The sequence below is a fragment of the Paenibacillus sp. FSL K6-2862 genome (genome assembly GCF_038005125.1).
Taxonomy (GTDB): Bacteria; Bacillota; Bacilli; order Paenibacillales; family Paenibacillaceae; genus Paenibacillus; species Paenibacillus illinoisensis_A.
The window spans coordinates 3,442,996-3,455,283 of sequence record NZ_JBBOSN010000001.1 but is presented as its reverse complement, the minus strand read 5'-3'; the positions used below and the strand labels follow the sequence as shown (position 1 = coordinate 3,455,283).

General features: G+C 41.9%; 12 protein-coding genes. 10 read left to right on the top strand and 2 right to left on the bottom strand.

Annotation, left to right across the window (positions count from 1 at the left end; translation table 11 throughout):
- Positions 1 to 5 precede the first annotated feature (5 nt).
- Positions 6 to 500, bottom strand: coding sequence for an arsinothricin resistance N-acetyltransferase ArsN1 family A (locus MHB82_RS15685; protein ID WP_341176644.1), 495 nt, complete (start codon positions 498 to 500; stop codon positions 6 to 8).
- 151 nt (positions 501 to 651) lie between these two features.
- Between MHB82_RS15685 and MHB82_RS15680 the strand changes: the two genes are divergently transcribed.
- From MHB82_RS15680 to MHB82_RS15650, 7 genes are all read left to right on the top strand, one after another.
- Complete coding sequence (locus MHB82_RS15680; RefSeq protein ID WP_341176643.1) at positions 652 to 1,080, top strand: MarR family winged helix-turn-helix transcriptional regulator; 429 nt, start codon at positions 652 to 654, stop codon at positions 1,078 to 1,080.
- Positions 1,081 to 1,144: 64 nt separating this feature from the next.
- Complete coding sequence (locus MHB82_RS15675; RefSeq protein WP_341175214.1) at positions 1,145 to 2,557, top strand: NAD(P)-binding domain-containing protein; 1,413 nt, start codon at positions 1,145 to 1,147, stop codon at positions 2,555 to 2,557.
- 151 nt (positions 2,558 to 2,708) lie between these two features.
- Positions 2,709 to 3,038 (top strand): ArsR/SmtB family transcription factor, encoded by a 330-nt coding sequence (locus MHB82_RS15670; protein WP_127539643.1) that lies wholly within the window; start codon positions 2,709 to 2,711, stop codon positions 3,036 to 3,038.
- Positions 3,035 to 4,471, top strand: coding sequence for an arsenic transporter (locus tag MHB82_RS15665; protein WP_341175213.1), 1,437 nt, complete (start codon positions 3,035 to 3,037; stop codon positions 4,469 to 4,471). The genes MHB82_RS15670 and MHB82_RS15665 overlap by 4 nt, the downstream gene beginning before the upstream one ends.
- A 2-nt stretch (positions 4,472 to 4,473) precedes the next feature.
- Entirely contained in the window at positions 4,474 to 4,899 is a 426-nt protein-coding gene (gene arsC, locus MHB82_RS15660; RefSeq protein ID WP_176475961.1) for an arsenate reductase (thioredoxin), read from the top strand.
- A 26-nt stretch (positions 4,900 to 4,925) separates the two neighbouring features.
- Positions 4,926 to 5,111 (top strand): protein-tyrosine phosphatase family protein, encoded by a 186-nt coding sequence (locus MHB82_RS15655; protein ID WP_341176642.1) that lies wholly within the window; start codon positions 4,926 to 4,928, stop codon positions 5,109 to 5,111.
- A gap of 512 nt (positions 5,112 to 5,623) precedes the next feature.
- Positions 5,624 to 6,790, top strand: coding sequence for a cation:proton antiporter (locus MHB82_RS15650; RefSeq protein WP_341175212.1), 1,167 nt, complete (start codon positions 5,624 to 5,626; stop codon positions 6,788 to 6,790).
- A 678-nt stretch (positions 6,791 to 7,468) separates the two neighbouring features.
- Here MHB82_RS15650 and MHB82_RS15645 read toward each other — a convergent pair.
- On the bottom strand, positions 7,469 to 8,356 hold the full coding sequence (locus MHB82_RS15645) for an NmrA family NAD(P)-binding protein (RefSeq protein WP_341175211.1): 888 nt from the start codon (positions 8,354 to 8,356) through the stop codon (positions 7,469 to 7,471).
- A 229-nt stretch (positions 8,357 to 8,585) separates the two neighbouring features.
- On the opposite strand from MHB82_RS15645, the gene MHB82_RS15640 reads away from it, so the two are divergent.
- The 3 genes from MHB82_RS15640 to MHB82_RS15630 all read left to right on the top strand — a co-directional run bounded on the left by MHB82_RS15640 (position 8,586) and on the right by MHB82_RS15630 (position 12,224).
- Positions 8,586 to 9,227, top strand: coding sequence for a TetR/AcrR family transcriptional regulator (locus tag MHB82_RS15640; RefSeq protein ID WP_095357910.1), 642 nt, complete (start codon positions 8,586 to 8,588; stop codon positions 9,225 to 9,227).
- 798 nt (positions 9,228 to 10,025) lie between these two features.
- Complete coding sequence (locus MHB82_RS15635; protein WP_095357911.1) at positions 10,026 to 11,216, top strand: glycine C-acetyltransferase; 1,191 nt, start codon at positions 10,026 to 10,028, stop codon at positions 11,214 to 11,216.
- 48 nt (positions 11,217 to 11,264) lie between these two features.
- The gene (locus MHB82_RS15630) at positions 11,265 to 12,224 is read left to right on the top strand and encodes an L-threonine 3-dehydrogenase (protein ID WP_095357912.1); all 960 of its coding nucleotides are present in this window, start codon (positions 11,265 to 11,267) and stop codon (positions 12,222 to 12,224) included.
- The last annotated feature ends 64 nt before the right edge of the window (positions 12,225 to 12,288 follow it).

Sequence of the window (12,288 nt, the reverse complement as noted above, 5' to 3'; positions counted from 1 at the left end):
GACGCTTAAAATAATTTTTCCATTGCCATCACATCTACAAAATTGCCTTCTAGAACGCCTTGGCTCCGGAATATACCCACTTCTCGGTATCCGGCTCTATGGTATAAGCGCTGACCTAGCGTATTAAATGGAAAGGTAAAAAGAACAAACTTATAAAAGTTATTCTGCTTACCGATTTCCTCTAATTTCTGAAGCAACTGTTTTCCGATCCCTTTGCCGCGATAATCACGATGAATATAAATGGAGATATCACCGACACCGTCATTTGCGCTTCTAGGGTTATATAAATTGATAGAAGCCCACCCGACCACTTGATCACTCTGTTCAGCTATGAGTACCGAATAACGCCCCTGGTGCTTGTTAAACCAATCAGACATATAAGCTTCATCTTTTATGTCTGTTTCTAGCGTGGCAATGCGGTCTTCAATACCTTGATTATAAATAGTTAGAATGCTTCCCAGATCCACTTCGGTAGCTTGCCGCAGAATTACCATGTTGATCACTCCTACATTTTGTTTTTGTACATGTTTATATCACAATGTAACTTGAAATGGGAAGGGGGAAGAAAAACAAAAAAACATTTGCATTTTGCAAATAATGAGGGTATAACTATAACAAGAGGTGAGGTCATTGGAAAACAACGTAAGAGAGATGTTTCAGATCATGACACGGCGTTTTGGATTATTGGATAAAAACTGCTGCACTGCAGGAGGGCTGGATATTTCACTTGTTCAGAGTCATATTATTTATGAAATTGACCGTAAGCATAATCCATCCATTCAGCAAGTGGCAGATGCACTCTCCATTGACATCACAACGTTTAGTCGCCAGGTTCAAAGTCTCGTAAAGTTGGGTTTGGTTCAGAAAACGCCCTTACCTGAAGATCGACGTATTTACATATTATCCTTGACTACACAAGGTAAGTTTGTTGCTACGGTCATTGATGAGCAGATGAATGACTATTTAAAAGAAGTCTTTTCGCACATGTCTGAGTTTGAACGGGATATGGTCATCAACGCCGTTAAACTGCTAAACGAAAGTATGGCGAAATCCAGCGTATGCTGTACAACACTGGGATAATACTTATCCCATTTATTTAATATAATACTTGCAAAATGCAACTAATTATGAGGAGGAAACTAAGATGATTAAACATATCCCTTTGAACCAAGCAAGCTGCTGCGAAGCACCAGTGCAAGAGAAGGATAACTTACCTGTTGCGATCATTGGAGCTGGACCCGTTGGTCTTGCTGCTGCAGCACAACTCATTTCTCAAGGTGAGCCGTTTATATTGTTTGAAGCTGGAGATGAAGTAGGGGCAAACATTCGAAAATGGGAACATGTACGCCTGTTCTCGCCATGGCAGTATAACATCGATAAAGCTGCTAAAGAGTTACTGTTATCGGCGAATTGGACTGTTCCACAAAACGAAACGATCCCAACGGGTAGGGAGATTGTTGAGCATTATCTAAAACCATTGGCTGCGCTGCCTGAATTAAGTCCAAATGTACATTTAAATACGAAAGTTACCGCGATCAGTCGCAAAGGGTTGAGCAAAGTGAAAACAAGTGGGCGTGAGAAACTGCCGTTTGTGATCCATGTTGAACAAAACGGATCTTCGTTTATTTATGAAGCGCGGGCTGTTATTGATGCTTCGGGGACATGGTCCAATCCCAACCCGCTTCGTTCAGACGGTATATTTTCAAAAGAGGAAAAAGCACTTCATAGTCACATTTCATACAGCATTCCTGCTGTGTTAGGAAAAGAGAGAAATCGGTATAGCGGCAAGAAGGTGCTTGTTGTAGGAAGCGGACATTCTGCGATCAACACGCTGCTTGAGCTTGCCGAGCTTCAAAAAGAGGAGTCAGGAACGGAGATCGTTTGGGTTATTCGCAAAGCAAATATTGAGGATGTTTATGGCGGGCGAGAATTAGATGGGCTTCAGGCAAGGGGTGAACTGGGTACTCGAATTCAGAAAGTGGTTGAATCCGGCGCCATAAAGGTCCTGACAGGATTCTATATTGAAGAACTTCAAAAAGAAGGTGAACAGATCCAGGTTTCTGGGACCATTCAAGGTCAACAAGTGGTTATAGATCAAATCAGTGAAATTGTAGTTAATACAGGTTCTCGTCCTGATTTATCGATGGTGAGAGAAGTAAGGATATTAACGGACCCAAGCTTAGACTGTGTTTATGAACTGGCGCCATTGATTGATCCCAATATCCACAGCTGCGGTACAGTTCGACCACATGGCGAAAAAGAACTCCGTCAACCTGAAAAGGACTTTTATATCGTAGGTGCCAAAAGTTATGGAAGGGCGCCAACCTTCCTCATGGCAACGGGATATGAGCAAGTTAGATCCATTGTAGCAGCACTAGTGGGAGATATGGAGTCAGCTCAAAAAGTAGAACTGGAACTGCCGGAGACGGGCGTGTGCAGTCTAGGTGCGAGTATTATGGACAGCTGCTGTGAACCAGTTCAAGTGAAGGAAGACACTGCAAATTGTTGCTCACCTTCAAAAACGGAAAAGGCAGGATCAAATTCCTGCTGCGGATAATCAAGAATTCAGAGCTACTACATCCAAATCGTGATGCAGTAGCTTTTTTGGTGTACAACACCCTTATATTCGTCATTGCTTATATAAGTGATTTATTATATGCTTATATCATTAAATGAAACCGACGAGAATAGTCACAGGAGGTGTACATATGGAACAAAACATTCAGGAGATGGCTGAGGCGTATAAGTTATTAGCTGATAAAACACGTTTGACGATTATTGCGTTACTTCAGGAACAGGAACTTTGTGTATGTGACATCACAGACATTATTGGCATGTCACAACCAAACGCCAGTCAGCATCTTCGAAAACTAAAGGCAGCCGGTCTCCTTAATGAAAAGAAAAAAGGGCAGTGGGTGTACTACTCTCTTAATCCAGATGCAGAAGCCTATGTTCAGTGTGTGTATCCCTATCTGCCATCCATGAAAGATAAAATAGCAGGATTGAAAAACTGCTGCGGTCCTCAGGAGGAAGCATGACCATTATCGCGATTTTAATCTTTTTGCTTACACTGACTTTTGTGATTTGGCAGCCTAAGGGGCTTAATATTGGATGGTCAGCGTCAGCCGGAGCTGTCCTTGCTCTTCTTTTTGGAGTCGTCAGTCTATCCGATGTAGGTACGGTCACAGGAATCGTATGGAACGCCACGCTTGCTTTTGTAGCTATTATTTTAATCTCACTGATATTAGATGAAATCGGATTTTTTGAATGGGCTGCACTACACATGGCAAGGCTCGCAAGAGGTAATGGCAAGCTGATGTTCGTTTATGTTGTGCTGCTTGGGGCAGGTGTGGCAGCGTTCTTTGCAAATGACGGTGCCGCACTGATCTTAACGCCCATTGTGCTTGCTATGGTCCGAGCGCTCAAATTTGATCCAAAGATGATTTTACCTTTTATCATCGCAAGTGGTTTTATTGCAGATACAACTTCACTTCCGCTCGTCGTGAGCAATCTCGTCAATATCGTTTCTGCGGATTACTTTGGTATTGGCTTTGTGGAATATGCAAGTCGTATGATTGTTCCAAATTTCTTTTCAATATTAGCGAGTCTTCTGGTCCTGTTCTTGTTCTTTAGAAAGAGCATTCCAGGGAACTACGAAGTCAGTCAGCTCAAAAAGCCAGCTGAAGCGATCAAGGACAAGAAACTGTTCAACATATCTTGGGTGATCTTAGCCGTGCTGCTGGTGGCGTACTTGATGAGCGAGTTCATTCAAGTTCCGGTGTCTGTTATCGCTGGGGTTATTGCCATCTTGTTTATATTAGCTGCAAGGCGGAGTCACGCTATTCAAACATGGAAGCTCATTAAAGGGGCTCCATGGGCAGTTGTGATTTTCTCCATTGGTATGTACGTCGTTGTTTATGGACTGCGAAATGTGGGATTGACGGATGAACTTGGTAAGGTCATTCAAGCTATTGCTGACCAGGGGCTCTACATCTCCACACTGGGTATGGGCTTTCTAGCTGCAATATTATCTTCGGTTATGAACAATATGCCGACAGTGATGATTGATGCGCTGGCTATTGATGGGACGAGTACGCAAGGTGTCATCCGGGAATCACTGATTTATGCCAATATTATTGGCAGTGACTTGGGTCCCAAAATCACACCGATTGGATCGCTCGCCACACTTTTGTGGCTACATGTACTGTCCCGTAAGGATGTAAAAATCACGTGGGGAAGTTATTTCAAAATTGGGATTGTTCTCACTATTCCAACTCTCTTTATTACGTTAACCGGACTGTATTTGTGGCTACATTTGATACATTCAACAAACTTGAATGTTTGGTTAATGATTGCCGTAATCACAGTAGCATTGGTTGTTATCGCTATCATCATAAAAACGTTGATTAACTCTAAAATGGACGAAATGAAAATGCAAGTAAGCCAAACCAAAGATAAAGGAGATCAATAATCATGAACAACAAACCACTTGTTTACTTTTTGTGTACCGGAAACTCTTGCAGAAGCCAAATCGCCGATGGATTTTTAAAGGCACTTGGTAGTGACAAATATGAGGTGAGAAGTGCTGGATTAGAGGCCCATGGCTTAAATCCTCGTGCTGTTCAAACGATGAAAGAGGCTGGAATCGATATTTCGAGTCATACATCAGATGTGATTGATCCTGAGATTTTAAAACAAGCAGACTACATCATCACGCTTTGTGGTCATGCCAACGATAATTGTCCAGTTGTACGTAATGATAAAGCTGAAAGATGGCACTGGGGCTTCGATGATCCAGCCAAGGCGACAGGTACAGAGGAAGAAATCACAGCTACATTCGCTGAGGTCCGCGATTCAATTAAAGCTCGGATCGAGCAGTTCTTGAAAGAAGGTAAGTAAATGTTGAGGTTGTTGGAGCGTATAACATTGGCAAGAAAGTTGCCTTTCACTGTGGAGGAGGCAAGGGTAGAACGGGAACCGTTGCAGCTGGGATATTGTTAGAGCTAGGGTTGGCAAATATGTTTGAGGATGCTGAAATAAGAGCAAAAAGTATCAGAAGTATCATCAATATTAAACCTATGCAAAAGGAATTATTAAAGGAAATATACTAGAACAAGGATCTTAATCGTTAAACTAACGTAGAAACGATAGCATTATAAAGCAAAGAAAGCAGCTGGTCAATTGATCGGCTGCTTTTATTCAGCTAATGAGCAGGTTTGTTTAATAAATGCATAGATAGTAAATCCAATTGAGTGTTTTAGTTGCCTACTTCGGCAAGACAAAAACGGAATGTACGATGTTACAAAGAACAAACAAGATGATTAAATTACCCACCATTCAAAAGGACGTCTTTCAGCGAAGCTATATTTACCATGAGAACGAATTTGATTACATACTATTACTTGTTATTATGTATACATTTATATATATAAAAACCTTATTCACGCTTGTTTTCAAGGTTTATATTAAAAATGCGTATACAGGGATTAATTGTGGTTGTTATAGGGGTTAGAGGCCTGTTTAAGGCGGTTTAAAAGCTGTATTGACCTAGGATTTTGGGTCTATTATTATGTTGAGGAACGCGTTCGCATGGTTGATATGTTATTGTTGAGGAGTAGGTAGAATGGAGTTTATATGGTATTTGGCTTTAATCATTGTTAGCACAAAAATAGCAGGACATGTATCAGTAAAGTTGGGGCAACCCTCTGTGCTTGGGAAATTGGTTGTTGGTATTATTTTGGGACCTGCAATTCTGGGGTGGATTGATAATAATGAATTCATTCATTATGTCTCTGAAATAGGTGTGTTATTACTTATGTTTATTGCTGGATTAGAAACTGACCTAGATCAGTTAAAGAAAAACTGGAGATCAGCAGTTGCCGTTGCTGTGGGTGGAATTATCCTACCTTTTATAGGTGGGTTCGGAGTAGCAGATGTATTTGGATTAACCACGAACTATGCACTTTTTATGGGAGTTTTATTCAGTGCAACATCTGTAAGCATTTCAGTACAAGTGCTAAAGGATATGGATCGTTTAAGTTCCAGGGAGGGCACAACAATTCTTGGAGCTGCTGTGGTAGACGATATTTTAGTTGTTATCCTTTTGGCATTTATGATGAGTTTCTTGGGTACAGGTCAGGATGTGTCGTTAGGACTGTTAGTAGGTAAAAAAGTGCTGTTCTTCATAGGTGTATTTGTTGCAGGGGTATTTATAGTGCCTCGGGTTATGAAGTGGCTCTCCACTCTTAAGGTAACTGAACCCATAATATCAATCGCACTCTTCATTTGTTTTGGATTTGCGTACTTTGCTGATTTGATGGGTATGGCCGGGATAATCGGATCATTTGCTGCCGGTATTGCAATCTCACAAACGAATTTTAAGAACGTTGTTGAAAAAAAGGTCGAGCCCATTGCATATTCAATTTTTGTTCCCGTATTTTTTGTGAGCATTGGTCTCAATGTTTCATTTGAAGGTGTAGGACAACAGATCGGATTCCTTATCGTTCTAACCGTTGCTGCTGTTTTAACCAAATTACTTGGTGGTGCGTTGGGAGCAAAGATTACAGGATTCAGCAATGTTTCTTCATTTGCTATAGGAGCTGGGATGGTATCACGAGGAGAAGTTGCATTGATCATTGCATCGACGGGTTTACAAGCAGGGCTTCTTTTACCTGAATACTTCACTTCAGTTGTGATAATGGTCATACTTACAACTTTAATAGCGCCACCTTTGTTAAAGGTGTTATTTAAGCCACGTAAGGAAACGGCATTAAAAGAAGGCAGGCTATAAGAGTAAAAGGGGGAGAATACTATATCTAAGCTCTATTTGTTTTCCTATAAGCCTAAAAATGAAGGATGGACCGAGGAATGTATCAATTTTCATCTGGATAATCTCTTTGAGGTCAAACATCTTCATGACAGAGTGTATTTAATTAAAACAGCGGATGATATTGAATTGTTAGAGAAGTACTTTCTTGAGTGTCTGCGTACACACGATAGTTACTTTTTACTACAAATCAGTGAAATGCCTGTCACACATCGTCAGAATGGTCTTATATCTGAAGATGTGACTAGATGGCTTCAACTCTAATTAATTCAACGGACTATCATTAGATAGTTCGTTTTTATTTTTTAAAAGTGAGGATTCTATAGTAAAAGGGGGACTAGTATCGTTACTTGTAAGTGACCATTAAACTAACGGGCAGGTTAGTTTTAAGTCATTCGATATGAACCTTATCACAGTTAGTTTTTTTTGTGCGCATTTATCAAGAAAGAACAGAGCTCGCTAACACTTCAGCGAGCTCTGTTCTTTATATGTCAAAACCAAGTCAGAGTAAAACTCTTGTTCGAGGTCTGAGATTAGAGCAGGATGAACAGGCTGCCATCTCAAGAGTCTCCAGGTCAAGTTGTCAAATGAAGAACGCACTTAGACGCATTCTCATCCGCAGGTTAACAGTATTCTGGACGTTTAAACAGATTTATTGTACACGTCTGCAAAAACTTTCGCAAAGTCTCCGACCTTAACTTTACCAAGGTGGTAGTCGGTTGCACGGAGGCTGGCGTAGAACTCGTCGGCGTTCTCGCAGGCGCGGTTCATTTGGGCAAACCCGTTGGCAGTGTTTTCGTGGAAGCCGATTTTCATCATATTCTCAGCAAGAGTTTCAACAGATATTTGTTGGTATTTGGCTTCGATACCTTCTTCAGCAAGGGCGTTGAGCCAGTCGTTGCCTGTGGCCCAGTCACTAACTATGAACTTCGCGCTTTTACCCGCTGGGGTGTGAGAAATCATGGCGTAAACAACGTTTGCAATATCAACAGGGCTGACCCAGCCTTGTGGGATGTCAACAGAAATTGGGCTGAAGATAGTCTGCTGGGTTTTGAGGCTTTGCATGTCGGCAAAAAGATTGCTGTAAAAGCCGACAGGCCGGATGTGGACAATATTCACGCTTTCAAGCGAGTTTAGCGCGTCTTCTACAGAATGATAGCAGTATAGAATGCCGGCGTTTGCGTTGTCCGCGCCGACTGAGCTGAGGTTGACGACATTTTTTACGCCTGATTTTAGCACAGCGGCCTTATAATTTTCAGCAAGATCAATAGCGGTCTGCCGCATGTCGGTGCCAGAGGCATAATTTATGCCCGAAATCATGAGGTAAACGACGTCACTACCCGAGAAGGCCTGTGCGAGGAATTCGACGTCGAGGTTTGATCCGACCGCTGGTTTGGCACCAAGCGCTTCGATGTCGGCGATACGATCATTGGAGCTTGTGATGACGGTGACATCATGGCCGTCTGCGATTAGGGATGGCAGGTAGTTACGGTTAATATTGCCGAGTGAGCCGAGAACTGTGAGTTTCATTGTGTATTCTCCTTTTAATAATGTAATTTCGAGAAATGTATATTGCTTATGAGACCGTTAACCCTTCCTCGATTGGCTATTCATTACAAGAGAGATTATACAACGGTTATTTAACTAAGTAAACTAAAATAATAAAATTAGTTAATTTAATATTTTTATTCAATATTGTTTGTTGATACAGCTATTTTGATATAATATGATTTGATGAGCATTAGAGGAGGCTTCAATCGTGAGAAAACCCGTGAGCGCAGATCAATATCTAAACAAAATCAAACCTGTAATTAGAAGAACCAGATTCAGCCAACTGAAAATTGACGATATCGCAAAACATATGGATATTAGTAAAGTGACGCTGTACAAGCACTTTTCATCCAAAGATGAAATCATCGAACAGGTTGTAGAATATGGAATTCAGTATTTGCAGCAGGCCGACACCGTTGTAAATGATGATTCCGTTTCATATATTGATCGATTTCAAAAAACGTTTCTGGAATCGTTAATAGGTGTTATATATATATCCGATTTGTTCCTGCAAGATCTTAAGGAGTTTTATCCACGACTTTTTGAAAATATTTCCATCGCTCAACAAAATAGAATTAAAAATTTACAATCTTTTTTTCAATCCGGTATGGATAAGAAGATTTTTAACAGAATGCACGCTGCACTGTCCTTAGTTCAAGATGATGCGACGCTTCGGCGCATTATGGAACCGACCTTTAGTATTCAATGGTATGATCTGACCTTGAAACAAGCTGTTATGGAGTTTTATAGAATGAAACAGTATCAAGTGATTAGTCCTGAATATCTGGATACTATTGACGATTCAGTTGTCGAAAAAGAAATCATTCGCATTTTACAAACCATTTCGTAAACGCGTTCGTTTCCGACGACTTGTTCTCATTGATGCTATCGTCCCGTTATCAGAGTAATCGTTGTAAAATTTGTAGCTTTTAACACTAAAAGGCCATCCGGGTAGATGACCATTAAACTTAGCGGTTAGAGACAGCGCGGTGAACCTAATCACATTAAGTCACTGTGCTAACGTAAAACGTAGTTGAACAAACTATTTATTATCAGGACTTGTACCGATTACCGTATCTGGTTTCAATCAAGAGGGAGGATAATTCTAAATAAAAATGGTCGATGGACAAGAACATAGTCCCATTGAAGTCGCTATTATAGCGGCTTTTTTATTTTATCCGTAAAAGTTCCAAATTCCGAGCCAAGGAAAGAACTTGTACGGATTGCCGAAATGGTCAAGAACATAGTCCTTTTTTCGATTAGATGGATATCTAAGTGTTGGGGCGAAGCTAACTTTGGCAAGCGCTCCCGTTCGGACTCATCTCATTGTGTTGGCCATGGAAGAATCCCGTTTGGCTGGGGTAAATCGATTGATTTAAAGGAATAAACAAAAGAAATAATGGCTGCACAAGAAGTTACCGAGCAGCAAAAGATATAAACAAAAATTGAATAGCGATTGCTTCCGGAGAAGGGGGGGAATAATCACTATGTATATTTGCGTATTTTTTTACTTTTTGTCCTCCACATGTGTACAAAGAATAAAAAAGATGCTACATTGAAATCAGTATAACCCCCTGTATAACAAGGTTTTTCCGCAGAATAACATGTCTCCTGTATGAGGACAAACGTATATCAAGGAGGGAATCGAATGTCAAGTCAAGCATTGGACCATTTTTTAAGTTCGAACATCGAAGATCTAAAGAATAACGGTCTATATAACTTCATCGATACACTGCAGGGTGCAAATGGTCCTGTTATTCGTATTGACGGAAAGTCCCTAATCAATTTATCTTCTAATAACTATTTGGGCTTGGCAACAGATTACCGCCTGATTGATGCTTCAGTTAAGGCGGCGCAGACATACGGGGCAGGGGCAGGCGCTGTGAGAACAATTAATGGTACGATGGATCTTCATATTGAGCTTGAAGAAAAACTGGCCCGTTTCAAAAAAACGGAAGCCGTTATCGTGTATCAATCGGGATTTAACTGTAATATGGCTGCTATATCCGCGGTAATGGACCAGCATGATGCGATTTTATCCGATGAGCTGAACCACGCTTCAATTATTGATGGCTGCCGCCTGTCGAGAGCCAAGGTGATACGCTTTAAGCATTCGGATATGAATGATTTAAGACGGCTGGCGAAAGAGGCCAAGGAATCCGGTCAGTACCATAAAATTATGGTCATCACCGACGGGGTTTTCTCCATGGATGGTGATATAGCAAAGCTACCCGAAATCGTGAAAATAGCAGAAGAATTCGATCTGATTACTTATGTGGACGATGCTCACGGTTCGGGCGTTCTCGGAGCAGGTGCGGGAACCGTGAAACATTTTGAATTGTCCGACCGCATTGACTTTCAAATTGGTACTCTTTCCAAGGCGATCGGCGTTGTCGGCGGTTATGTGGCGGGTAAAAAACAATTGATCGAATGGCTGAAGCTGCGAAGCCGTCCGTTTCTGTTCTCGACATCGCTACCTCCGGCTGCAATCGCTTCTTGTAGCGCTTCTATCGACATTTTGATGAATGACAAAGAGCTGATCGATAAGCTGTGGGAGAATAGCAATCATTTGAAAGAACGTTTGAGACGGCTTGGATATGATGTAGGCCAAAGTGAAACTCCGATCACACCTTGTATCATTGGCGATGAAGTAACCACCCAACAGTTCAGCAAAAGGCTCTATGAAGAAGGCGTTTATGCTAAGGCAATCGTATTTCCTACGGTCCCGAAAGGAACTGGAAGAATACGCAACATGCCGACAGCTGCTCATACCAAGGAGATGCTGGGCCAGGTGATCTCTGTTTATGAGAAAGTTGGCAAGGAAATGAAGCTGATTTAGCTGCATTTTAGCTGCTTTCGCGGGAGTATATTTCGGGAGGAATGTCTTATGAACAAGATCTTGGTGACCGGAGCACTGGGCCAAATCGGTTCTGAGTTAGTTGTTAAATTACGTGAGATTTATGGTGCGGATCATGTCGTTGCTACGGATCTCAGGTCATCAGCCCACGAAATTACCCGATCAGGACCATTCGAGCTGCTGGACGTGACGAATGATAAGGCAATGTTCGAAATCGCCAAGCGGTACGAAGTGGATACCATCATCCATTTGGCTGCGCTGCTGTCGGCTACTGCAGAGGAGAAACCCCTGCTTGCCTGGAATTTGAATATGGGCGGATTGATGAATGCGCTTGAAATATCCAGAGAGCTCGGTTGTCAATTGTTCACTCCAAGCTCCATTGGATCTTTTGGCCCTACGACTCCGAAATACAATACTCCGCAGGATACGATCCAGAGGCCCAATACGATGTATGGCGTGAACAAAGTATCCGGCGAACTGCTTTGTGATTATTATTTTCACAAGTACGGCCTGGACACTAGGGGGCTGCGATTCCCAGGTTTGATATCTTATATGACGCCTCCCGGCGGAGGAACGACGGATTACGCTGTGGAAATTTATTACGCAGCCGTGACGGCTGGCCGGTATACATCTTATATCGCCAAAGACACAAACATGGACATGATGTATATGCCAGATGCCCTGAACGCGATCATCGATTTAATGGAAGCGAATTCATACCGGTTGAAGCATCGAAACTCATTTAATGTTACTGCAATGAGCGTGGATCCGGAGGCAATCGCTGCAGCGATTCGGGAAGAGTTACCCGGCTTTGTCCTCGATTATGAGGTTGATCCGAAAAGACAGGCGATTGCCGATAGCTGGCCGCATTCCATTGATGCGACGGCAGCAAAAACAGAATGGGGATTTCATGCCCGCTACGACTTGAAGGCCATGACGAAGGATATGCTTTCACAGCTAAGCGAGAGACAAATGCTTCGCAAAGCTTAAAGTTATTATAAATTCACTGTGCAAAGTGAGTAAAAATACAAATGAATCTGCATCAAGAGGAGGT

What these genes read in the sequence shown, in the direction of transcription:
- MHB82_RS15670 (WP_127539643.1), top strand. Translation starts at nt 2,709, where the DNA reads ATGGAACAAAACATTCAGGAGATGGCTGAGGCGTATAAGTTATTAGCT.
- MHB82_RS15680 (WP_341176643.1), top strand. Translation starts at nt 652, where the DNA reads ATGTTTCAGATCATGACACGGCGTTTTGGATTATTGGATAAAAACTGC.
- arsC (WP_176475961.1), top strand. Translation starts at nt 4,474, where the DNA reads ATGAACAACAAACCACTTGTTTACTTTTTGTGTACCGGAAACTCTTGC.
- MHB82_RS15650 (WP_341175212.1), top strand. Translation starts at nt 5,624, where the DNA reads ATGGAGTTTATATGGTATTTGGCTTTAATCATTGTTAGCACAAAAATA.
- MHB82_RS15665 (WP_341175213.1), top strand. Translation starts at nt 3,035, where the DNA reads ATGACCATTATCGCGATTTTAATCTTTTTGCTTACACTGACTTTTGTG.
- MHB82_RS15675 (WP_341175214.1), top strand. Translation starts at nt 1,145, where the DNA reads ATGATTAAACATATCCCTTTGAACCAAGCAAGCTGCTGCGAAGCACCA.
- MHB82_RS15635 (WP_095357911.1), top strand. Translation starts at nt 10,026, where the DNA reads ATGTCAAGTCAAGCATTGGACCATTTTTTAAGTTCGAACATCGAAGAT.
- MHB82_RS15645 (WP_341175211.1), bottom strand. Translation starts at nt 8,356, where the DNA reads ATGAAACTCACAGTTCTCGGCTCACTCGGCAATATTAACCGTAACTAC.
- MHB82_RS15630 (WP_095357912.1), top strand. Translation starts at nt 11,265, where the DNA reads ATGAACAAGATCTTGGTGACCGGAGCACTGGGCCAAATCGGTTCTGAG.